The 21,764-nt window shown below is 74.0% G+C and carries 23 protein-coding genes; 5 read left to right on the top strand and 18 right to left on the bottom strand.

Annotated features, from left to right (window positions below; all coding sequences use genetic code 11):
- Positions 1-115 precede the first annotated feature (115 nt).
- From groL to AC07FV_RS28235, 4 genes are all read right to left on the bottom strand, one after another.
- Positions 116-1,741, bottom strand: a complete 1,626-nt coding sequence (groL, locus tag AC07FV_RS28250) for a chaperonin GroEL (RefSeq protein ID WP_479090149.1) — start codon at positions 1,739-1,741, stop codon at positions 116-118.
- A gap of 134 nt (positions 1,742-1,875) precedes the next feature.
- Entirely contained in the window at positions 1,876-2,184 is a 309-nt protein-coding gene (gene groES / locus AC07FV_RS28245) for a co-chaperone GroES (protein ID WP_003974211.1), read from the bottom strand.
- A gap of 271 nt (positions 2,185-2,455) precedes the next feature.
- Entirely contained in the window at positions 2,456-3,175 is a 720-nt protein-coding gene (locus tag AC07FV_RS28240; protein WP_479090148.1) for a polysaccharide deacetylase family protein, read from the bottom strand.
- Positions 3,172-4,080, bottom strand: coding sequence for a polysaccharide deacetylase family protein (locus AC07FV_RS28235; RefSeq protein ID WP_479090146.1), 909 nt, complete (start codon positions 4,078-4,080; stop codon positions 3,172-3,174). Before AC07FV_RS28235 ends, AC07FV_RS28240 begins: the two co-directional genes overlap by 4 nt.
- A gap of 123 nt (positions 4,081-4,203) precedes the next feature.
- Between AC07FV_RS28235 and AC07FV_RS28230 the strand changes: the two genes are divergently transcribed.
- Positions 4,204-5,400, top strand: coding sequence for a THUMP-like domain-containing protein (locus tag AC07FV_RS28230; protein ID WP_479090144.1), 1,197 nt, complete (start codon positions 4,204-4,206; stop codon positions 5,398-5,400).
- A 28-nt stretch (positions 5,401-5,428) separates the two neighbouring features.
- Here the strand turns inward: AC07FV_RS28230 and AC07FV_RS28225 are convergent, their stop codons facing one another.
- From AC07FV_RS28225 to tsaB, 8 genes are all read right to left on the bottom strand, one after another.
- Positions 5,429-6,676: an RNA polymerase sigma factor gene (locus AC07FV_RS28225; RefSeq protein WP_479090143.1), complete on the bottom strand. Its 1,248-nt coding sequence runs from the start codon at positions 6,674-6,676 to the stop codon at positions 5,429-5,431.
- A gap of 44 nt (positions 6,677-6,720) precedes the next feature.
- Positions 6,721-7,077: a YciI family protein gene (locus tag AC07FV_RS28220; protein ID WP_479090141.1), complete on the bottom strand. Its 357-nt coding sequence runs from the start codon at positions 7,075-7,077 to the stop codon at positions 6,721-6,723.
- Between the two features lie 108 nt (positions 7,078-7,185).
- Complete coding sequence (locus AC07FV_RS28215; RefSeq protein WP_479090140.1) at positions 7,186-8,241, bottom strand: LCP family protein; 1,056 nt, start codon at positions 8,239-8,241, stop codon at positions 7,186-7,188.
- Positions 8,242-8,450: 209 nt separating this feature from the next.
- On the bottom strand, positions 8,451-9,500 hold the full coding sequence (locus AC07FV_RS28210) for a LacI family DNA-binding transcriptional regulator (protein WP_479090139.1): 1,050 nt from the start codon (positions 9,498-9,500) through the stop codon (positions 8,451-8,453).
- Between the two features lie 198 nt (positions 9,501-9,698).
- Positions 9,699-9,956 (bottom strand): hypothetical protein, encoded by a 258-nt coding sequence (locus AC07FV_RS28205; RefSeq protein ID WP_384694953.1) that lies wholly within the window; start codon positions 9,954-9,956, stop codon positions 9,699-9,701.
- Positions 9,953-11,095, bottom strand: a complete 1,143-nt coding sequence (gene tsaD / locus AC07FV_RS28200) for a tRNA (adenosine(37)-N6)-threonylcarbamoyltransferase complex transferase subunit TsaD (protein WP_479090138.1) — start codon at positions 11,093-11,095, stop codon at positions 9,953-9,955. Before tsaD ends, AC07FV_RS28205 begins: the two co-directional genes overlap by 4 nt.
- Positions 11,088-11,573: a ribosomal protein S18-alanine N-acetyltransferase gene (gene rimI, locus AC07FV_RS28195; RefSeq protein ID WP_479090361.1), complete on the bottom strand. Its 486-nt coding sequence runs from the start codon at positions 11,571-11,573 to the stop codon at positions 11,088-11,090. The genes tsaD and rimI overlap by 8 nt, the downstream gene beginning before the upstream one ends.
- A gap of 44 nt (positions 11,574-11,617) precedes the next feature.
- Positions 11,618-12,271 (bottom strand): tRNA (adenosine(37)-N6)-threonylcarbamoyltransferase complex dimerization subunit type 1 TsaB, encoded by a 654-nt coding sequence (tsaB, locus tag AC07FV_RS28190; protein WP_479090137.1) that lies wholly within the window; start codon positions 12,269-12,271, stop codon positions 11,618-11,620.
- Between the two features lie 162 nt (positions 12,272-12,433).
- Between tsaB and AC07FV_RS28185 the strand changes: the two genes are divergently transcribed.
- A complete protein-coding gene (locus AC07FV_RS28185) occupies positions 12,434-12,988 on the top strand; it encodes a hypothetical protein (protein WP_479090135.1) in 555 nt (184 codons plus the stop codon).
- Positions 12,989-13,034: 46 nt separating this feature from the next.
- On the opposite strand, the gene AC07FV_RS28180 is transcribed toward AC07FV_RS28185, so the two are convergent.
- The 4 genes from AC07FV_RS28180 to alr all read right to left on the bottom strand — a co-directional run bounded on the left by AC07FV_RS28180 (position 13,035) and on the right by alr (position 16,622).
- Entirely contained in the window at positions 13,035-13,208 is a 174-nt protein-coding gene (locus tag AC07FV_RS28180) for a hypothetical protein (RefSeq protein WP_384694942.1), read from the bottom strand.
- 340 nt (positions 13,209-13,548) lie between these two features.
- Complete coding sequence (gene tsaE / locus AC07FV_RS28175) at positions 13,549-14,091, bottom strand: tRNA (adenosine(37)-N6)-threonylcarbamoyltransferase complex ATPase subunit type 1 TsaE (RefSeq protein ID WP_479090133.1); 543 nt, start codon at positions 14,089-14,091, stop codon at positions 13,549-13,551.
- On the bottom strand, positions 14,057-15,328 hold the full coding sequence (locus tag AC07FV_RS28170; RefSeq protein ID WP_479090131.1) for an alpha/beta fold hydrolase: 1,272 nt from the start codon (positions 15,326-15,328) through the stop codon (positions 14,057-14,059). The genes tsaE and AC07FV_RS28170 overlap by 35 nt, the downstream gene beginning before the upstream one ends.
- Positions 15,329-15,455: 127 nt before the next feature.
- Positions 15,456-16,622: an alanine racemase gene (gene alr / locus AC07FV_RS28165; RefSeq protein WP_479090129.1), complete on the bottom strand. Its 1,167-nt coding sequence runs from the start codon at positions 16,620-16,622 to the stop codon at positions 15,456-15,458.
- Positions 16,623-16,714: 92 nt separating this feature from the next.
- On the opposite strand from alr, the gene AC07FV_RS28160 reads away from it, so the two are divergent.
- A complete protein-coding gene (locus tag AC07FV_RS28160; RefSeq protein WP_479090128.1) occupies positions 16,715-17,086 on the top strand; it encodes a holo-ACP synthase in 372 nt (123 codons plus the stop codon).
- 86 nt (positions 17,087-17,172) lie between these two features.
- Here AC07FV_RS28160 and AC07FV_RS28155 read toward each other — a convergent pair whose 3' ends face one another.
- Complete coding sequence (locus AC07FV_RS28155) at positions 17,173-17,784, bottom strand: helix-turn-helix domain-containing protein (protein WP_479090127.1); 612 nt, start codon at positions 17,782-17,784, stop codon at positions 17,173-17,175.
- 61 nt (positions 17,785-17,845) lie between these two features.
- Between AC07FV_RS28155 and AC07FV_RS28150 the strand changes: the two genes are divergently transcribed.
- Both AC07FV_RS28150 and AC07FV_RS28145 read left to right on the top strand, forming a co-directional pair.
- Complete coding sequence (locus AC07FV_RS28150; protein ID WP_479090125.1) at positions 17,846-19,303, top strand: NAD(P)H-hydrate dehydratase; 1,458 nt, start codon at positions 17,846-17,848, stop codon at positions 19,301-19,303.
- Between the two features lie 65 nt (positions 19,304-19,368).
- Complete coding sequence (locus AC07FV_RS28145; protein ID WP_479090124.1) at positions 19,369-19,830, top strand: ASCH domain-containing protein; 462 nt, start codon at positions 19,369-19,371, stop codon at positions 19,828-19,830.
- A 73-nt stretch (positions 19,831-19,903) separates the two neighbouring features.
- Here the strand turns inward: AC07FV_RS28145 and glmS are convergent, their stop codons facing one another.
- The gene (gene glmS / locus AC07FV_RS28140; RefSeq protein ID WP_479090123.1) at positions 19,904-21,751 is read right to left on the bottom strand and encodes a glutamine--fructose-6-phosphate transaminase (isomerizing); all 1,848 of its coding nucleotides are present in this window, start codon (positions 21,749-21,751) and stop codon (positions 19,904-19,906) included.
- Positions 21,752-21,764: the final 13 nt, after the last annotated feature.

The raw sequence follows: 21,764 nt of genomic DNA, 5'->3' as shown, positions 1-21,764 counted from the left end.
CACGACGGTGCCGCGCCCGGCACGCGCCCCGACGGGCAGGCTCGCACCCGGCACAGAGAAACGGTGCCCAGTCCCCCGCAGGGGACCGGGCACCGTCAGAGGCTCAGCGCAGCGCTCAGTGGGCGTGGCCGTGGCCGTGGCCCGCGGCGGCCGGCTCTTCCTCTTCCTTCTTCTCGACGACCAGGGTCTCGGTCGTCAGGAGGAGGGAGGCGATGGAGGCGGCGTTCTCCAGGGCGGAGCGGGTGACCTTCACCGGGTCGATGACGCCGGCCTTGACCAGGTCGCCGTACTCGCCGGTGGCGGCGTTGAAGCCCTGGCCCTTGTCCAGCTCGGCGACCTTGGAGGTGATGACGTAGCCCTCCAGGCCGGCGTTCTCGGCGATCCAGCGCAGCGGCTCGACGGCGGCGCGGCGGACGACCGCGACACCGGTGGCCTCGTCGCCGGTCTTGCCGAGGTTGCCCTCGAGGACCTTGACGGCGTGGACCAGCGCGGAGCCACCACCGGAGACGATGCCCTCCTCGACCGCGGCGCGGGTCGCGGAGATGGCGTCCTCCAGACGGTGCTTGCGCTCCTTCAGCTCCACCTCGGTGGCGGCGCCGACCTTGATCACGCACACGCCGCCGGCCAGCTTCGCGAGGCGCTCCTGGAGCTTCTCGCGGTCCCAGTCGGAGTCGGTGGACTCGATCTCGGCCTTGATCTGGGCGATGCGGCCCTCGACCTCGTCGCGCTTGCCGGCACCGTCGACGATCGTGGTGTCGTCCTTGGTGACGGTGATGCGGCGAGCGGTGCCGAGCACCTCGAGGCCGACCTGGTCGAGCTTGAGGCCGACCTCCTCGGAGATGACGGTGGCGCCGGTGAGGACGGCCATGTCCTGGAGCATCGCCTTGCGGCGGTCGCCGAAGCCGGGGGCCTTGACGGCGACGGCGTTGAAGGTGCCGCGGATCTTGTTGACGACGAGGGTGGAGAGGGCCTCGCCCTCCAGGTCCTCGGCGATGATCAGCAGCGGCTTCGAGGCGCCGGCCTGGATGACCTTCTCCAGCAGCGGCAGCAGGTCGCCGATCGAGGAGATCTTGCCCTGGTTGATGAGGATGTAGGGGTCGTCGAGGACGGCCTCCATACGCTCCTGGTCCGTGACGAAGTACGGCGACAGGTAGCCCTTGTCGAAGGCCATGCCCTCGGTGAAGTCCAGCTCCAGACCGAAGGTGTTGGACTCCTCGACGGTGATGACACCGTCCTTGCCGACCTTGTCCATCGCCTCGGCGATCAGCTCGCCGACCTGCTGGTCCTGGGCGGACAGCGCGGCCACGGCGGCGATGTCGGACTTCTCGTCGATCGGGCGCGCGGTGGCGAGGAGGTCCTCGGACACGGCGGCGACGGCCGCGTCGATGCCCTTCTTCAGCAGCGCCGGGGAGGCACCGGCGGCGACGTTGCGCAGGCCCTCGCGGACCAGGGCCTGGGCCAGCACGGTGGCGGTGGTCGTACCGTCACCCGCCACGTCGTTGGTCTTGGTCGCCACCTCCTTCACCAGCTGCGCGCCGAGGTTCTCGTACGGGTCCTCGATCTCGACCTCGCGGGCGATCGTGACACCGTCGTTGGTGATGGTGGGGGCGCCGAACTTCTTGTCGATGACGACGTTGCGGCCCTTGGGGCCGATCGTCACCTTGACCGTGTCGGCAAGCTTGTTGACGCCGCGCTCGAGGGCGCGACGGGCGTCCTCGTCGAACTTCAGGATCTTCGCCATGGGAGCGTGAGCCCTCTTCCGGAAATCTTGGGGTTATACGGCAAATGCGCCCCGGGCGCCCGGCTTGTTAAAGGTCGCGGGAGCCAGGGGCGCAGATGAGAAGCCAGGTACTTCGGTGAAGTGAAGAGCCGCTTCTACTTCTCGACGATCGCGAGCACGTCGCGGGCCGAGAGGACGAGGTACTCCTCGCCGTTGTACTTCACCTCGGTGCCGCCGTACTTGCTGTAGAGCACGACGTCGCCGACGCTGACGTCGAGCGGAAGACGGTTGCCGTCCTCGAAGCGGCCCGGGCCGACGGCCAGGACGACGCCCTCCTGGGGCTTCTCCTTGGCGGTGTCCGGAATGACCAGGCCCGAGGCCGTGGTCTGCTCGGCGTCGAGCGGCTGGACCACGATGCGGTCCTCGAGCGGCTTGATGGCAACCTTGGAGCTGGTGGTCGTCACGATCCGACCTCCCCCTTCGGAGATCTCACGGGGTTAACTGTCTGAGGTGGCGACCAGGTGGATCCGTCGTCGCGGGTGCCGGACCTGCCCGTCGCTGTGTTGGCACTCTCCAGTGGTGAGTGCCAGAGCCGAGACTATGACCGCGATTAGCACTCGGTCAAGCGGAGTGCCAATGCAGACGGCGCGTCGGCGGTTTTTCGTACCCGCCGGCCCAGGTGGGCACCCCGCGACGGCGCCGGGCCCGCCCGCTCCCGGCCCGAGCGACCTCGCCCTACAGGTAGTCCTCCAGCCGCCCCACCCTCAGCCCCTGCTCCGCGATGGTGGCCAGCAGACGCGCCGTGCGGTCGCGCAGGTTCCGGCCCGTCGGGTCGTCCGGGGCGACGGTCACGATGTCGCCGGGATGGAGGCGGTGCTCGCCGCGCGTGTAGGCGAGGGCGCCGTCGGCCTCCAGGGACGCGCGCCACAGGACGACTGCCGCGATGCCGCAGTCGGCGGCGGCCCGCAGCGTCGTGGTGTCGTACGTGCCGTAGGGCGGGCGGAAGAGGTGGGGGCGGACACCGAAGCGGGCCGTGAGCTTGGTCTGCTGGCCGCAGATCTCGGCGCGCTGGCCCGCGTGCGGCAGGCCGCGCAGGGAGCGGTGGTCGAGGGTGTGGTTCTGGAGGCTCGCGCCGACCGAGCGGAGCCGCGCGAAGTGGCCGTAGGCGGGTCCGGTGACCGTGTCGGTGAGGAACAGGGTGACCGGGAGGCGCCGTTCGCGGATGAGGGCGGCGAGACGGGGGTCCCGCTCGGCGCTGTCCTCGAAGGTGAGGAAGACGACCCGGTCGGTGGTGCGGACGTGGTCCACGACGGGCGGCAGGTTCTGCCCGCGGTCGCCGCCCTGGGCGGGCTCGCCGGCCGCCGGGTGCTGCGCGGGGCCGGCGAACTGGGCGCAGCCGGTGAGGAGTACGGCGGCCAGGGCGGCCCCGGCCGTCCGGAACCGCCCGCGCCTCACAGGTAGTCCTCCAGCCGGGCCACCGCGTATCCCTCGGCGGTGACCTTGTCGAGGAACTCGCGGACCATGTCGCGCATGGTGCCGTCCCAGTCGTCCTCGCCCCGGAAGTGGCTGAGGACGATGTCACCGGGGTGGATCTCCCGGTCCCACTCCCGGTAGTCCCAGCGGTCGGCGAAGACCTCCTCGTTCCAGATCGGGGCGTATCTGATGCCGCAGGCCTTCGCCGCGCGCAGGGTGTCGCGGTTGTAGTTGCCGAAGGGCGGGCGGAAGAGGGTGGGGCGGCTGCCGTAGCGCTTCTCGATCACGTGCTGCATGCCGCAGATCTCGCGCTTCTGCTCGGCGTAGGACAGGCCGGGCAGGTAGGGGTGGTGGAGGGTGTGGTTGCCGAGGGTGACGCCCCGGTCCTGCATCTCCTTGAAGTAGCCGTAGTCCTCCTTCACCAGGTAGTCGCTGAGGAAGGCGGTGTACGGGATCTTCAGCTCGCTCATCATGCGCAGGAACGCCGGGTCCTTCTCGGCGCCGTCGTCGATGGTGAGGAAGACGATCTTCTCCTTGGTGGGGATCGAGGTGAAGACCGGCGGGAGATCCTCCTGGCCGGTCACCTCGAAGCCCTTGCGCGCCCTGATCTCCGGCTTCCTGGCCGGGGGCGGCGGGGCCGTCAGCGGGACCTTCTTCAGCTTCCAGCGCTTCGCGGCGGCGACCCGGGCGGCCTGGGCGGCGCGCAGCTTGGACGCGTAGGCGTCGAGCGCGCGGGCGGGGGGCGCCTGGAGGGGCTGCTGGCCGGAGGCGCCGCGGACCTCGGAGGCGTCCTGCGCACAGCCGGAGGCGAGGGCGGCGACGGCGAGGGCGGCGACGGCGCCGCGCACCCGGAACCCGGGGGCGGACGCCCGGGTGACGCGGAACATCCGACTTTTGTCATTTTGTACGACTGCTCGCATGGTGCCGGATCTTCGCAGTCCCCGGCCGTCCGGCCCCGTCCGACACCGCGTCGGAGGCGCACCGTCCACCGACTGGCCCACAATGTCCCGGTGAACGACCTCGACGCCCTCCGTGCCCTGCTCACCCCGGAGGGCCGCGCCCTCCTCGACGAGGTGCGCGACACCGACCCCGCGCGGGAGCTGGCCGTCGCGACCCGGCTGCGGCGGACGCACCCGGCCGAGCTGGTGTCCGCGGCGCTCGGGCAGGCGCGGCTGCGGCAGCGGGCGGTGGCGAAGTTCGGGGCCGAGGACGCCGGGCGGATGTACTTCACGCCGAACGGGGTGGAGCAGTCGACGCGGGCGAGCGTGGCCGCGTACCGGGCCGAGTGCCTCCGGGCGACGGGGGTGCGGTCCGTCGCCGACCTGTGCTGCGGGATCGGGGGGGACGCGATCGCGTTCGCCCGCGCCGGTATCCGGGTGCTGGCCGTCGACCGGGACGCGGCGACCTGCGCGGCGGCCCGAGCCAACGCCGACGCGCTCGGCCTGGCGGGCCTGATCGAGGTGCGCGAGGCCGACGTGACCGAGGTGGACACGTCCGGGTACGAAGCCGTGTTCGTCGACCCGGCCCGGCGCTCCTCCAAGCGCGGCCGAATCTTCGACCCGGAGGCCTACTCGCCGCCCCTGTCCTGGGCCGTCTCCGCCGCCCTCGGGGCGCCGCTGGGTCTGCTGAAGATCGCGCCGGGCATCCCCCACGAGGCGATCCCCCCGCAGGCGACGGCCGAGTGGGTCTCGGACGGCGGGGACGTCAAGGAGGCCGTGCTGTGGTTCGGCCCGGACGTGACGCCGGGGGCGAGGCGGGCGACGCTGCTGCCCGCCGGCGCGGGCATCTACGTGACGCCCGGGACCATGCTCCCGGACCCCGGAGTACGGAACGTCGGCCGGTACCTGTACGAACCGGACGGCGCCGTCATCCGCGCCCACCTGGTCGCCGAGGTCGCCGAGGAGCTGGGCGGCGGGCTGATCGACCCGACCATCGCCTACGTCACCGCCGACGAGCTGAGGCCGACCCCGTACGCCACGGCGTACGAGATCACCGACGTGATGCCCTTCAACGTCAAGAAGCTGAAGGCGCTGCTGCGGGAGCGCCGGGTCGGCACGCTGACCGTGAAGAAGCGGGGCTCGGCGGTGGAGCCGGAGGAGCTGCGGCGGAAGGTGAAACCCCAGGGGCCGAACGCGGCGACGGTGTTCATGACCCGGGTCGCGGGGGCGCCCACCATGCTGATCGGGCACCCGGCGGACCGGCTCTAACCGCACTCCCGCGCCCGGCAGACCGGCTTCAACCGCACTCCCGCGCCCGGCGGGCCAGCAGCTCGCGTTCGCGCGCGTTGCGGGCCAGCGCGGCGGCGCGCTCGAAATCGGTGCGGGCCTCGGCGGTGCGGCCGAGGCGCAGCAGCAGGTCGCCGCGGACGCTGGGCAGCAGGTGGTAGTCGCGCAGGGCGGGCTCGGCGGCGAGGGCGTCGACGAGGGCGAGTGCGGGGGCCGGTCCCTCGGCCATGGACACGGCGACCGCGCGGTTGAGGGCGACCACCGGGGACGGGGTGCGGGCGGCGAGCAGGCCGTAGAGGGCGGCGATGCGCGGCCAGTCGGTCTCCTCGTAGGTGAACGCGGTGGCGTGGCAGGCGGCGATCGCGGCCTGGAGGACGTAGGGGCCCGGGGCGCCGGAGCCGGTGGTGCGGGCGCGGTCGAGGGCGGTGAGGCCGCGGGCGATCAGCATGCGGTTCCAGCGGCGGCGGTTCTGGTCCTTCAGGAGCACCGGCGCCCCGTCGGGGCCGGTGCGGGCGGCCGTCCGGGACGCCTGGAGCTCCAGCAGGGCGGCCAGGCCGTGCACCTCGGGCTCCTTCGGCATCAGGGCGGCGAGCACGCGGGCCAGCCGCAGGGCGTCCTCGCACAGGGCGGGGCGGAGCCAGTCGTCGCCGGCGGTGGCCGCGTACCCCTCGTTGAAGATCAGGTAGATGACCTCCAGGACCGAGCCGAGACGGGCCGCGCGGTCGGGGCCGTAGGGCACCTCGAAGGCGACGTCCCGGGCGGCGAGGGTGCGTTTGGCGCGCACGACGCGCTGCGCGACCGTCGGTTCGGGGACCAGGAAGGCGCGGGCGATCTCCGGCGTGGTCAGGCCCCCGAGCAGACGCAGGGTGAGGGCGATGCGGGCCTCGGCGGACAGCACCGGGTGGCAGGCGGTGAAGACCAGCCGCAGCAGGTCGTCGTCGATGTCCTGCGGGTCGGCGGGTTCCGCGGGCGGCGCCGCGGCGGGCAGCTCGCGGCCGGCCTCCGCGAGTTTGCGGGCGTAGGTCTCCCGGCGCCGGATCAGGTCGACGGCTCGGCGCCGGGCGGTGGCCATGAGCCAGGCGCCCGGGTTGTCGGGCACGCCGTCCCTCGGCCACTGCTCCAGGGCGGCGACCAGCGCGTCCTGGGTGAGTTCCTCGGCGATGCCGACGTCCCGGACGAGGCGGGCCACGCCGGCGATGACGCGGGGCGACTCCAGCCGGAAGACGGTTTCGAGGGCCTCGGTGGGCTGTGGTTCCACAGCCCACCATGCAACACCCTCGGGCGGGCGGGGGGCGACTCCGGTCAGCCCTCCATCAGCTCCCGCACCTCGCAGGTCACCGTCCAGTGCTCCTCGTGGACCTTGAGGAAACGCTTGGTCCACTCGATCGCCTCGGCCTTGTCCTTGGCCTGAAGGAGCGCGTAGCCGCCGACGACCTCCTTGGTCTCGGTGAAGGGGCCGTCGGTGACGGACAGCCGTCCGCCCTCGTAGTGGACGCGGGTGCCCTCGGCGGTCGGGGTCAGCCCGGCGGTGTCGAGCAGGACGCCGGCCTTCGTCATCTCCTCCATCAGCTTCTCCATGCGCTGGATCAGCTCGGGGCTGGGACCGCCGGAGAGGGCGTCGCTCTCCTCGATCCGGATCAGGGACAGGTAGCGGGGCATGGTGACTCCTCGGGGTCGTCGGCGGCCGGGTTCTCCCGGCCTCTCACCCCTGCGTCGAACGGGAGCCCCCTGGATCGACAGCCGCCCGGAGATTTCCCGAAGGAATTCTCAGCGCAGCGATTCCCACAGGTCACCGGCGTCCGGTTCGCGGGCGACCACCCGGTTGGCGTCCCAGGGGGCCGGCACCACCGGCATCGTGACCGTGCGCACGTCGTCCGCCGAGAGGCCCCCGAGGCTCCGTCCGAGGCTCATCAGCTCGCCCAGCGAGTCCAGGCCGGTGTCGGTGGTGAGGCTGCCGGTGACCGCGTCGGTGACCTGGTAGAGCCGGGCCGGGTCGGTGAGCAGGTCGGTGCCGGAGATCCGCTCCAGCAGCGCCTTGACCAGCTTCTGCTGGAGCTCAATGCGGGCGAGGTCGCTGCCGCCCTCCAGGCCGTAGCGGGTGCGGGCCAGCCCGAGGGCCTCGGTGCCGTCGAGGTGGTGGGTGCCGGCGTCCAGGTGGAGGTGGCTCTTGTCGTCGTCGATGTCCTCGTCGGTGGTGACGGTGACCCCGCCGAGCGCGTCGACCAGCTCGGCGAAGCCGGAGAAGTCGATCTCCACGTAGTGGTCCATGCGGACGTCGGTGAGGGTCTCGACGGTCTTGACGGCGCAGACGGGCCCGCCCAGGGCGTAGGCGGAGTTGAACATCACGCCGCTCGCCTCCCGGGTCTCCTCGCCGGACGGCAGCGGGCAGGACGGGCGGGTGACGAGCGTGTCCCGGGGGATGCTGACCACGGTGGCCGCGGTCCGGCCCGGGTCGAGGCGGACGACCATCGCCGTGTCCGAACGGGCCCCCTCGCTGTCGCCGCCGCCCAGTTCCCGGTTCTCCTCGCCACTGCGCGAGTCCGAGCCGAGTACCAGGATGTTCAGGGCCCCGGTGGACACCGGGGACGCGGAGGGCCCGGCGGAGGGGGCGGTGACCGGCCGCGCGGGGCGGTCGTCGCCGAGCGCGCCGTTGATGTCGACGCTGGTGATGTTGCCGTTCAGGTGCCAGTAGGCCCAGCCCGCGGCGGCCACCCCGAGCAGCAGGGCGCCGGCCAGGGCGAGTCCGGCCGCCTTCAGCCCTTTCGAACGCCCACGGAGTCCGCCCCGCCCGTCCCCCGCATCCGGCGCACCCCGCGCAGCCATGCGTCCGCCCCCGCCCCGTGCCGGTTCCGTTCGCGTCCCCACGCGAATGCCCCATCGCAAGGAACATAAGTCCGAATTATTGGGAGCGGGGACACAGGAGCCGACATTCTGCGGAAATTCTCAGACTTCGGAGGACGCCGACGGGGTCGAAAGTTTCGCCGACGGACCGGCGCGGCGCACCGATATGCCGGCGAGTCGGCCGGTCTCCGTCAGGCCGCGGGCGGTGCCGTACTGCTGCGCACCTCCAGGCTGGTGGCCAGCTCCACCCGGGTCGCCGCCGCCGAGCCGTCGTCGCGCCCCAGCTCCAGGACCAGCCGGGCCGCCGCCTCGGCCATCTCCATGAGCGGCTGCCGTACGGTCGTCAGCGGCGGCCCCACCCAGCGGGCCACCGGCAGGTCGTCGAAGCCGACCACGCTCAGGTCCTGCGGGATGCGCAGGCCCAGCTCGCGCGCGGCCTCGTACAGGCCGAGTGCCTGGAGGTCGTTGCCGGCGAAGACGGCGGTCGGCCGGTCCGGGCGGCGCAGCAGGTTCAGGCCCTGCCGGTAGCCGGCCTCGTGGTGGAAGTCGCCGGTCACGATCAGGTCGGGGTCGACCGGCAGCCCGGCCGTCTCCAGGGCGGCCCGGTAGCCGTCCACGCGGGCGCGGCTGCACATCATGCGGGTGGGCCCGCTGATCGCGCCGATGCGGGTGTGGCCCAGCTCGACCAGGTGCCGGGTGGCGGCGAGCCCGCCCTGCCAGTTGGTGGCGCCGATGGACGGCACGTCGGCGCCCGGGTCGCCGGCCGGGTCCATCACCACGAACGGGATGGAGCGGCTGGTGAGCAGTGCCCGCTGGGACCCGTCGAGGTCGGACAGGACGAGGATCACGCCGTGCGGACGGCGGGCGGCCACCTGGTCGGCCCAGGTCCGGCCCGGCGTCAGGCGTCCCGCGCTCTCGGAGAGCACGACGCTGAGCCCCGTGTCCCGCGCCACGTTCTCCACCCCCCGGATGACCTCCATCGCCCAGGCGCTCTCCAGCTCGTGGAAGACCAGGTCGATCAGGGGCGAGCGGGTCGCCTCGGCCCGCCTGCGCCGGTAGCCGTGGTCGCGCAGCAGCTCCTCCACGCGGGCCCGGGTCGCCGGGGCGACGTCGGCGCGGCCGTTGAGGACCTTCGAAACAGTCGGCGCCGACACACCGGCTTCGCGCGCGATCTCGGCGAGGGTCGCGGTCTGCCCGGATCGCCGTTGCGTCCGGGTTTCAGCGGGCTGCGGGGATGTCATGGCGGCGATCGTAACCCTGCGGGGCCTCGCGACGCAGTCTTCGACGGGCCATGACATCCCCAATCATTCGCTACAGGCGACGAAACATTCGCCGCGCCGACCCGAGGCGACAGGAGGGAACGCAGCACGCGGGGACGTCGGGACGCCTGCACGCCGAGATGCCTGGACGCCTGACGCGTCGGCCCGTGGCCTCGCGGGTCAGTCCTCGGCCACCGACTCGAACCGCCACCGGTGCACCGCCCGCGTGACCAGGTCGCCGTCCGGCTCGGGCAGTTCCGGCAGTTCGGCGTCGTAGGCGGCGTCCCACCAGGTGATGACGAGGACCCGGTCCTGCGGGGCGCGCAGGACCTCCCGGCGCAGGGGGGCACCGCCGGGCCGCTGCGCGCGGACCCAGGCCAGCAGGTCCCCGCCGCGGCCGGGCACGGCCCGCGCCTCCCACATGAGCGCGACGGTCACGGGTACAGGTTCTCCTTGCTGACCTCGTGCACATGGTCGTGACCGTGCGCGTGGTCGTGCGCGTGGCCGTGACCGTGCGCATGGCCGCTGCCCGGCACGTGCGGGTCCGTCACCGGCAGCGACGAGTCCGCCGAGAGGTCCCAGTCGGAGGCGGCCCGGCCCCGGGCGACCATCTCGGCGCCGAGGGCGGCCACCATCGCGCCGTTGTCCGTGCACAGCTTGGGCCGCGGTACGCGCAGCCGGATGCCGGCCGCCTCGCAGCGCTCCTGGGCGAGGGCCCGCAGCCGGGAGTTGGCGGCCACGCCGCCGCCGATCATCAGGTGGTCGACCCCCTGGTCCTTGCAGGCCCGCACCGCCTTGCGGGTCAGCACGTCCACGACGGCCTCCTGGAAGGACGCCGACACGTCGCGGACCGGCACCTCCTCCCCCGCGGCCCGCCTGGCCTCGATCCAGCGGGCCACGGCCGTCTTCAGCCCGGAGAAGGAGAAGTCGTACGCGGGGTCGCGCGGACCGGTGAGGCCGCGCGGGAAGGCGATCGCGTTCGGGTCGCCCTCGCGCGCGTACCGGTCGATGACCGGACCGCCGGGGAAACCCAGGTTCAGCACGCGGGCGATCTTGTCGAAGGCCTCGCCGGCCGCGTCGTCGATGGTGGCGCCCATCGGGCGGACGTCGGAGGTGATGTCCGTGGAGAGCAGCAGGGAGGAGTGCCCGCCGGAGACGAGCAGCGCCATCGTCGGCTCGGGCAGCGGGCCGTGCTCCAGCTGGTCGACGCAGATGTGGGAGGCGAGGTGGTTGACGCCGTAGAGGGGCTTGCCGAGGGCGTAGGCGTACGCCTTGGCCGCCGAGACGCCGACCAGCAGGGCGCCCGCGAGGCCGGGGCCCGCGGTGACGGCGATGCCGTCGAGGTCCCGGGCGGTGACGCCCGCTTCCTTCAGGGCGCGCTCGATGGTGGGGACCATCGCCTCCAGGTGGGCGCGGCTGGCCACCTCGGGGACGACGCCGCCGAAGCGGGCGTGCTCGTCGACGCTGGACGCGACGGCGTCGGCCAGCAGGGTGGTGCCGCGGACGACGCCGACGCCGGTCTCGTCGCAGGAGGTCTCGATCCCGAGGACGAGGGGTTCGTCGCGTGGGTCAGCCATGGTGGTCGGTTCCTCGTTCGGTTCCCGGTACGGAGGTGGAAGGGTCGGTCAGCCGCATGACCAGGGCGTCGACGTTGCCCGGCTGGTAGTAGCCGCGTCGGAAGCCGATGGGCTCGAAGCCGAAGCGCTCGTAGAGGCGCTGGGCGCGGGTGTTGTCCACCCGGCACTCCAGCAGCACCTCGGTGCACTCGAAGGCGGTCGCCGCCCGCAGCAGCTCGGTCAGCAGCCGCGCGCCGAGGCCGGTGCCCCAGTGGTCGCGGGCGACGGCGATGGTCTGCACGTCGGCCTGCTCCCCGGAGGCGACCAGGCCCGCGTAGCCGACGACCCGGCCGTCCTCCTCGGCGACCAGGTAGCGCCGGGTCGCCCCGGGGCCGCGCGCGTGGGCCAGCTCGGACCAGAACATCCCCCGCGACCAGGCGTCCTCGGGGAACAGCTCGCGCTCCATCCGGAGCACGGGGTCGATGTCCCACCAGCGCATCTCGCGCAGTCCGGCGGGCGGGGTCAGGGGCTCGGTCGCTTCGGTCACTTGGGGGTGACCACCTTGTAGTTCTTGGGGACCTGGGCGTCCGGCCGGCGCAGGTACAGCGGCCGGGGCACGGGCAGCTCCTCGCCCGCCGCGAGCCGCTCGGCGGCCAGGGACGCCAGGGCGGCGGCGGACACGTGCTCCGGCTCGTGCGCCTTGGGGAAGGTGTCCGGGTAGAGCAGCGCGCCCGCGCCGACCGCCGGGAGCCCGGTGACCTGTTCGGCGATGTCGGCGGGCCGGTCGACCGCCGGGTCGGTGAGGCGGGTGCGGGAGTCGGCGTACCGGGCCCAGTAGACCTCCTTGCGGCGGGCGTCGGTCGCCACCACGAAGGGGCCCTCCAGGTCGGTGGCGTAGGCGAGGCCGTCCAGCGTGCACACGCCGTACACGGGGACGTCGAGCGCGAGCCCGAAGGTGTCCGCGGTCATCAGGCCGACGCGCAGCCCGGTGTACGGGCCCGGGCCGGTCCCGGCGACGATGCCGGTGACGGCGTCGAGCCGCAGTCCGGCCTCGGCGAGCACCCGGTCGACGGCGGGCAGCAGCAGCTCGCCGTGCCGGCGTGCGTCCACCTGGCTCGACGAGGCGATGACGTCCGTACCGTCGTGCAGCGCGACGGTCACGGCGGGCGTGGCGGTATCCAGAGCGAGCAAGAGCACGCAAACAGCCTACGGCGCCACGGAAGGCGCGGCGGACGCCCGGTGGACGGGCCCGGCACGGCACCCGGAGCGGACACATCGCCCACCGCGGTCATACGGTCACTTACTGCTACCGTCGCCGGGAAAGCAGAAGCAAGCCATACGACGACGAGGTGGTCGGCAGTGGTCAGCAGCAGCGCCGTTTTCGTCACCGGCCTCACCGCCGCGGCTCTCGCGACGATCGGCGTCCTCACCCACCAGGCGTCGGCCGGCGCCCCGGCCGCGCCGGACCGGAGCCATGCGAGCGGCACGCCGGCGCCCGGCGCCTCCAAGGCCCCCCGTGACCGGCTCCATCCGGACGCGCTGCCCGCGGGGTCCGGGACGGGTGAACGGGTGGTGTACTCGGTGGACGACGACCGGGTGTGGCTGGTCGACGCGGGCGGCAAGGTGCGGCGCACCTTCGAGGTCACGCCCAGCACGGTCGACCCGGCACCGGGCACCTACGCGGTCACGTCCCGTTCGAACCGGGTCACCGGGTCCGACGGCGTCCCGGTGGAGCACGTCGTGCGGTTCGCCGGCGTCAAGGACGTGGTGATCGGGTTCAGCGCGGCGGTGGACGGCTCCATGGCCGAGCCCGATCCGGGCGAGCGCACCGGCGGCATCCGGCAGACCCGCGCGGACGGCGACGCGATGTGGCGGTTCGCGACGATCGGACAGCGGGTCGTCGTCGTCCCCTGACACGTGGGGCGGTCGTCCGGGAGGGCGCGCGGGCAGCCCGTAGCGGTCAGGCCGCTTCGCGGTGTTCCCGGGCGGGGCGGCGGGTCGCCGGCTCGGGGGCGGGTGGCGGCGTGGAGACCGCCCTCGCGGCGGCGCAGGACGCGAGCAGGTCCCGCATGGACACCCCGGCGAGCACGGACGACTGCGGCCTCGGCCGGGCCTGCGGCTCGGTCTCCGACATGGACGCCTCCTGAAGGTCGGGGGCGGGCGCAGTTAGGCAACCCTAACCACGAGCTGGATACCATGTGACCACGGGCAAGACCCGGAACGCAATATCTTGCCGACGTCTTGTCGGGACGCTCCGGCGGTGGCCGCCGGGGCGGAGGGCGAGCACGCCGCGCCGCCACCCGCCGGCCAAGGCGGCGAGCACGTCCCGCGGCGACCACCGGTTCGGACGCCGAGCACGACCCCGGCAACCACCGACCCAGACGCCGAGCACGACCCCGGCAGCCGGCCGACCCATCCGGCAGGCGCCCCTGCGGCCACCGACTCAAGCGGCGAGCGCCTCCGCCCCCACCGGATCAGACGGCCAGCGTGCCCAGGTCGGCCGTGGACCAGCGTCCGCCGATGCCCGTCAGCGTCACGTGCCGGACCTCGTCGGTGGTGTCGCCCACGGCCCGCTCGATCCGGAGCTGCAACCGGTCCTCGGTCAGCTCCTCGACCTTGCCCTCGCCCCACTCCACCACGATCACCGAGTCGGACAGCGAGACGTCGAGGTCGAGGTCCTCCATCTCGTCCAGGCCGCCCGACAGCCGGTAGGCGTCGACGTGGACGAGCGGCGGGCCGTCGCCCAGGGAGGGGTGCACCCGGGCGATCACGAAGGTCGGGGAGGTGACGGCGCCGCGCACTCCCATGCCCTCGCCGAGGCCCCGGGTCAGCGTCGTCTTGCCCGCGCCCAGCTCCCCGCTCAGCATCAGGAGGTCACCGGCGCGCAGCACCCCGGCGAGCCTGCGGCCCAGGTCCCTCATCTGCTCCGGGGAGGTGACGGTGATCTCGACGTCGGGGGCGGGTGCGGGGGGTCCGGAGGGCTCAGCCGGGCCCTGCGGTGCTGCTGGTGCTTCCATAGCCGTCAACGGTAGCCGCTGCGGGCACCGCGCCCGCGCGGGCCAGCAGGTCGGCGAGGCGGTCGGTGACCAGCTCGGGGTGCTCCAGCATCACCAGGTGCCCCGCGTCGGGGACCAGCACCAGCTCCGCGTCCGGCAGCAGGTCGGCCATCGCCTCGCTGTGCTCGCTCGGCGTGACCAGGTCCCGTACGCCGGCCAGCACCAGGACCGGCAGGCCGGCGAAGTGGGCGAGGGCCTCGGTCTTGTCGTGGTCGCTGAAGGCCGGGTAGTACTCGGCGACCACGTCGATCGGCGTCGACTCGATCATCCGCTCGGCGAAGCGGGCCACGGCCGGGTCGACCTCCCGGGAGGCGAACGAGTACCGCTTGATGATCCCCGCGAAGAGGTCCGCCGTCGCCCGCCGCGTCCTCTCCACCAGCTCGGCCCGCTGCCCCAGCGCCTTCAGCACCCCCGGCAGCACCCGCCGCACCGCGTTGACCCCGGCCACCGGCAGCCCGAAGTTGACCTCGCCGAGCCGCCCGGAGGAGGTGCCGACGAGGGCCACCCCGACGACCCGCTCGCGGACCAGGTCGGGGAAGTCGTCGGCGAGGGCCATCACCGTCATCCCGCCCATGGAGTGCCCGACCAGCACGACGGGGCCCTCCGGCACGGCCGCGTCGATGACGGCCTTCAGGTCACGGCCCAGTTCCTCGATGGTGACCGGCCGGCCGTCCCGCGTCTGGGACACGCCCCGCCCGGACCGGCCGTGGCTGCGCTGGTCCCAGTGCACGGTGCGCACCACACCCCTCAGGGCCGCCCGCTGGAAGTGCCAGGAATCCTGGTTGAGGCAGTAGCCGTGGCTGAAGACGACGGTCACGGGGGCGGGGGCCTTGCGGCCGAACAGCCGCCGGCGACGCCGGGTGAGCGCGGACTCCGTCTCCGGGTCGACGTCGTCGACCTCGTAGTACAACTCGGTGCCGTCGTCGGCGTAGGCCCTGCCGGGGGTGCCGCGCAGCCCGCCGTAGGGTCCCGCCGAGTCGAGGGCGAGCCGCGCCTTCTGGCGCATGCCGCGGCCGACGGTGAGCCGTTCTATCGCCACACCGGCCGCGGCGCCCGCCGCGACCACGCCTATCGCGACGCCGGCGACACCGGTCGCCCGGCGCCAGCCGCCGACGGCGACCTCGGTGGCGGCCTCCGTGGCGGAGGCGACGGCCGCCGCGGCCACGTCCGCGACGACCTCCGCGCTGCTCTCGCTCACGTACCGCTCCTCTTCGCCGGGCCGCTTGGGCCGCTGTGCGGATTCCCCTCTTGTTCCTGATTCACCCGAACGCGTCCGTCATGCACGCCGGACCCGCGGGGCCCGCCGCTCCATGGAGGGAGGCGTGTCACTCGTTGACGTAGACGCGCGGAACGCGTGCTCCGATCCGGGTGACGATCTCGTACCCGATGGTGCCCGCCGCCTGGGCCCAGTCCTCGGCGGTGGGCTCGCCCCGGTCCCCGGGCCCGAACAGCACCGCCTCGGCACCCGGCTCCGGCCGGTCCCCGCCCAGGTCGACGACGAACTGGTCCATCGCGATACGCCCCGCGACCGTGCGCCACTTCCCGTCGACCAGGACGGGCCCGGTGGAGGAGGCGTGGCGCGGTACGCCGTCCGCGTAGCCGAGGGGTACGAGGCCGAGGGTGGTCTCGCCGGGGGTGGTGTAGTGGTGCCCGTAGCTGACGCCGTGGCCGCCGGGTACCTGCTTGACCAGGGCCAGCGAGGCGGACAGCGTCATCACCGGGCGCAGTCCGAGGTCGGCGGGGATGCCGATCTCGGGGCTGGGCGAGACGCCGTACATGGCGATGCCGGGCCGGACGAGGTCGAAGTGGGTCTCGGGGAGGGTGAGCGTGGCCGGCGAGTTGGCGATGTGCCGCACGTCGGGGCGCACCCCCTCTTGCTCGGCGTACGCCGTCATCTCCCGGAAGCGGGTGAGCTGGGCGGCGATGGAGGGGTCCCCGGGCTCGTCGGCGCGGGCGAAGTGGGACCAGAGCCCGGTGACGCGCAGCAGCCCCTCGTCCTGGGCGTGCAGGGCAGCCCCGACCAGTTCGGTCCAGTCCTCGCCCGGCTGGCAGCCGCCCCGGCCGAGTCCGGTGTCGGCCTTGAGCTGCACGCGCGCGGCGGTGCCGGCCGCCCGGGCCGCCCGGGTGACCTCCTCCAGCGCCCACAGGGCGCTGACGGACACGTCGAGACGGGCCTCGACGGCCTCGCGCCAGGGGCCGCCCGGCGTCCACAGCCAGCACATGATCCGCACGTCGTCCGGCAGTCCGGCCGCCGCGCGCAGCGCGAGGGCCTCCTGCGGCGTGGCGGTGCCCAGCCAGGTCGCGCCCGCCGCGACGGCGGCACGGGCGCACGGGATGGCGCCGTGGCCGTAGCCGTCGGCCTTGACGACGGCCATGAGAGCCGCCCCGGGGGCGCGCTCGCGCAGGGCGCGGACGTTGGCCCGCAGGGCGGCCAGGTCGATCTCGGCCCGGGCCCGCAGTACCGCGTCCCGCCGAGCAGCTGTCTCACTCATCGTGCCCACAGTCTCTCAGAGCGCCCGGACGCCCCTCGAGGCGCAGCGCCCGGCGGCGACGGCGGTGCCCGCCGGTCGTTAGGGTGCCCGGCATGAGCATCATCGGGGTCGGGATCGACGTGGCCGAGGTCGAGCGGTTCGGGGTGTCGCTGGAACGTACGCCGGCCCTGGCCCGGCGGCTCTTCCTGGAGAGCGAGCTGCTGCTGCCCAGCGGCGAGCGCCGGGGCACCGCCTCGCTCACCGCCCGGTTCGCGGCGAAGGAGGCGCTGGCCAAGGCGCTCGGCGCACCGGCGGGGCTGCTCTGGACGGACGCCGAGGTGTACGTGGAGGACAGTGGGCAGCCGCGGCTCCGGGTCTCGGGGACGGTGGCGGCCCGGGCCGCGGAACTGGGCGTGGCGTCGTGGCACGTGTCGCTGAGCCACGACGCGGGGATCGCGTCGGCGGTGGTGATCGCGGAGGGGTAGGGGCCCATCGGCCCCTGTCAGCCCTTGTCAGTTCCTGTCAGCCTCTTCCAGCCCCTGTCACCCCCTCCCAGCCCCTGTCACCCCCGTCAGCCCTCGTCGGCCCCCGTCGGCCGGACCCGGATGTGCATGCGTTCGCCCTGGGCGCCGTACAGGGCGAGCCATTCGACGGGCCGCTCACCGGCGTTGGCGAGGCCGTGCGGGACGCGGGTGTCGAACTCCGCCGTCTCGCCGGCCGTCAGGACGAGGTCGCGGTCGCCCAGGGCGAGGAGCAGGCGGCCGGAGAGGACGTGGAGCCATTCGTGGCCCTCGTGCGACCCCTGTGCGGGGCGGGGCGTCGTCGCGGTCCGCGGGGTGGCCGGCGCCGGGAGGATCTGCTTGTAGGCGTGCAGCCCGTCGCCCGGGTTCCGGGTGAGCGGGACCCACGTCTGGCCGTGCCGGGTGAAGGGGCGCGGATGCACCCGGGGGTCGCCGGTGCGGGAGCCGACGAGGTCGTCCAGCGGCAGCCGGTGTGCCCGGGCCAGCGGCAGGAGGTGGCGCAGGCCGGGCTCGCGCAGGCCCGACTCCAGCCGGGACAGCGTGCTCACGGAGATGCCGGTGGCGGCGCCGAGCCGGCCGAGCGTGAGGCCGCGGGCCTGCCGGATGGCGCGCAGGCGTGCCCCGAGCGAGGTCATCACCTGTGCCGTCTCGTCGTCGCCCATGGGACAACTGTCCCGCACGGGACTCGTGAGCGTGCGCGGTGTACGGGGAAGACTCGACGGCATGCGGACTGCGTACAGCGTGGAGATGGTCAGGACGGCCGAGCGGGAGCTGATGGCACGGCTGCCGGAGGGGGCGTTGATGCACCGGGCGGCGGCCGGACTGGCCGCCGCCTGCGCGGAGGTGCTCGGGCGGGTGGCCGGCCGGGTCTACGGCAGCCGGGTGGTGCTGCTGGTCGGGAGCGGGGACAACGGCGGCGACGCCCTGTACGCCGGGGCCCGGCTGGCCCGGCGGGGCGCGGGCGTGACGGCCGTGCCGCTGACGCCGGAGCGCGCGCACGGGGCGGGGCTGGCGGCACTGCGGCGGGCCGGCGGGCGGGTCGTGGCGGCCGGTGGCGGGGTGGCCGGCGACCTGATCGCGCGGGCCGACCTGGTCGTCGACGGCATCGTCGGGATCGGCGGCCGGGGCGGGCTGCGCGAGGAGGCGGTGCCGCTCGCGGACGCGGCCGCGCGGTCCCGGGCCGCGGTCGTCGCCGTGGACCTGCCGAGCGGCGTCGACGCGGACACCGGGCAGGTGCGCGGGGCGGCCGTACGGGCCGACCTGACGGTGACGTTCGGGGCGCACAAGCCGGGGCTGCTGATCGATCCCGCGCGGGAGTACGCCGGGTCGGTGCGGCTGGTGGACATCGGCCTGCCGCTGCCGGCCGACGGGGCCGCGCTGGAGGCGTTGCAGCACGCCGACGTGGCGCGGCTGCTGCCGGTGCCGGGGGCGGAGAGCGACAAGTACCGGCGCGGGGTCGTCGGGATCGCCGCCGGGTCGGCCCGCTATCCGGGCGCGGCCGTGCTCGCCGTCGCCGGGGCGCTGCGGGGCGGGGCCGGGGCGGTGCGGTACGTCGGTCCGGCCGGGGACGCGGTGATCGCCCGCTTCCCGGAGACGCTGGTGTCGGACCGGGGGCCGGAGCGGGCGGGGCGGGTGCAGGCGTGGGTCGTCGGGCCGGGGGCCGGTGACGACGCCGGCACCGTGGCGCAGGTGCTGGCCGCCGAGGTGCCGGTGCTGATCGACGCGGACGGGCTGCGGCTGGCGGACGCGGAGGCGGTACGGGGGCGCACGGCACCGACGCTGATGACGCCGCACGCCGGGGAGGCGGCCGCGCTGCTCGGCGTGGGCCGGGACGAGGTCGAGGGGGCGCGGCTGGCCTCGGCGCGGGAGCTGGCGGACCGCTACGGGGCGACGGTGCTGCTGAAGGGGTCGACGACGGTGGTCGCCGGGGCGGAGGGAGGGCCGGTGCGGGTCAACGCGACGGGGACCTCGTGGCTCGCCACGGCGGGCAGCGGGGACGTGCTGTCCGGGCTGGCCGGTTCGCTGCTCGCCGCGGGGCTCTCGGCCCGGGACGCGGGCAGCGCGGGGGCGTACCTGCACGGGCTGGCGGGGCGGTTCGCGGCGGAGGGCGCGCCGACGGGGGCGCACGACGTCGCGGGGGCGATCCCCCGCGCCTGGCGGGACGTGGCGCGGGCGGGGTGAGCGGGGCGTCTCGTGCGGCGGTGAGCGGGGTGTCTCGTGCGGCGCCGGGCCGTTACGGTGCTCGCATGACGCCCGACCCCGCCTCGGCCCCCACGGACCCCGCCACGCTGCCGAGGGCCGAGTTCGCCTTCCCCGGCCCCCTGCGCGACCGGCTCGTCCGGGCGATCCTGGACGGCTCGAAGACGACGACGACCGGCCTCGTCGTCGACTACGAGCACGAGGACGAGCCGCTGCCGCGGGCCGGGAACCGCGCGGTGGTCGTCGACTCCCACGACCGGCCGGTCGCCGTCATCGAGGTGACCGGCGTACGCGTCGTCCCGCTCGGCCAGGTGGACCTCGCCCACGTGCTGGACGAGGGCGAGGGCTATACCGACGTGGCCGCGTGGCGGGCCGGACACGAGCGGTTCTGGCACGGCGAGGAGATGCGCGCGGCCCTGGGCGACCCGGAGTTCACGGTGGACGACGGAACCCCCGCGGTGCTGGAGCGCTTCCGCCTGGTCGCGGACCTCCGCCCCGCCGACGGCTGAGAACCCGCCCCGCCGACGACTTACGGCCCGCCCCGCCGTCGCCTGAGAACCCGCCCCGCCGACGGCTGAGGACCTACTCCACCGTCACCGACTTCGCCAGGTTCCGCGGCTGGTCCACCTCGTTGCCCCGGGCCGTCGCCAGCTCGCAGGCGAAGACCTGGAGCGGCACCGTCGCCACCAGCGGCTGGAGCAGCGTCGGCGTGGCCGGGATGCGCACCAGGTGGTCGGCGTAGGGGACGACCGCCTCGTCGCCCTCCTCGGCGATGACGATGGTGCGGGCGCCCCTGGCCCGGATCTCCTGGATGTTGGACACGATCTTGTCGTGCAGGACCGAACGGCCGCGCGGCGACGGGACGACCACGACGACCGGCAGGTCCTCCTCGATCAGCGCGATCGGCCCGTGCTTCAGCTCGCCCGCCGCGAAGCCCTCGGCGTGCATGTACGCCAACTCCTTGAGCTTCAGGGCGCCTTCGAGGGCGACCGGGTGTCCGACGTGGCGGCCGAGGAACAGCACCGTGTTCTTGTGGGCGAGGGAGCGGGCGAGTTCCCGTACCGGCTCCATGGTCTCCAGGACCCGGTCCACCGCGTCGGAGATCCGCGAGAGGTCGCGGATGACGTCGCGGATCTCGTCCCCGTACTTCGTGCCGCGCACCTGTCCGAGGTAGAGGGCGACCAGGTAGCAGGCCACCAGCTGGGTGAGGAAGGCCTTGGTGGAGGCGACGGCGACCTCGGGGCCGGCGTGCGTGTAGAGCACGGCGTCGGACTCGCGCGGGATGGTGGAACCGTTGGTGTTGCAGATGGCCAGCACCTTGGCGCCCTGCTCGCGGGCGTGGCGCAGGGCCATCAGGGTGTCCATGGTCTCGCCGGACTGGGAGATGGCGACCACCAGCGTCTGCTGGTCGAGGATCGGGTCGCGGTAGCGGAACTCGCTGGCCAGCTCCACCTCGCAGGGGACACGCGTCCAGTGCTCGATGGCGTACTTGGCGATCAGCCCGGCGTGGAAGGCCGTGCCGCACGCGACGATGACGACCTTGTCGACCTCCCGGAGCACGGCCGCGGGGATGCGCACCTCGTCGAGGCTGAGCGTGCCGGAGCCGTCCACGCGGCCCAGCAGGGTGTCGGCGACCGCCTTCGGCTGCTCGGCGATCTCCTTGAGCATGAAGTAGTCGTAGCCGCCCTTCTCGGCGGCGGAGGCGTCCCAGTCGACGTGGTAGGAGCGGACGTCGGCCGGGGTGCCGTCGAAGCCGGTGACGGTCACACCGTCCCTGCGCAGCTCCACCACCTGGTCCTGGCCCAGCTCGATGGCGTCCCGGGTGTACGCGATGAAGGCCGCGACGTCCGAGGCGAGGAAGGCCTCCCCCTCCCCGACGCCCACCACGAGCGGCGAGTTGCGGCGGGCGCCCACGACCACGTCCGGCGCGTCCGCGTGCACCGCGACCAGCGTGAACGCGCCCTCCAGCCGCCGGCACACCAGCCGCATCGCCTCCGCGAGGTCGGCGCAGGCGGAGAACTCCTCGGCGAGCAGGTGGGCGACGACCTCGGTGTCGGTCTCGGAGGCCAGCTCGTGGCCGCGTTCCGCCAGCTCGTCGCGGAGGGAGGCGAAGTTCTCGATGATGCCGTTGTGGACCACGGCCACCCGGCCCGCGTTGTCGAGGTGGGGGTGGGCGTTGGCGTCGGTCGGCCCCCCGTGCGTGGCCCAGCGGGTGTGGCCGATGCCGGTCACGGCGGTCGGCAGGGGCCGTTCGGACAGCTCCTTGTCCAGGTTGACGAGCTTCCCGGCGCGCTTGGCGGTGGCGAGGCCGCCGTCCGCGAGCACGGCGACGCCCGCCGAGTCGTACCCCCGGTACTCGAGTCGCTTCAATCCGGCCAGTACGACATCGAGCGCCGACTGAGACCCCACGTATCCCACGATTCCGCACATGACCGGCAGCCTA

Source organism: Streptomyces sp. NPDC045956, assembly GCF_056430705.1.
The sequence above is the reverse complement of the archived record's forward strand: the minus strand, read 5'-3'. Positions and strand labels throughout refer to the sequence as shown.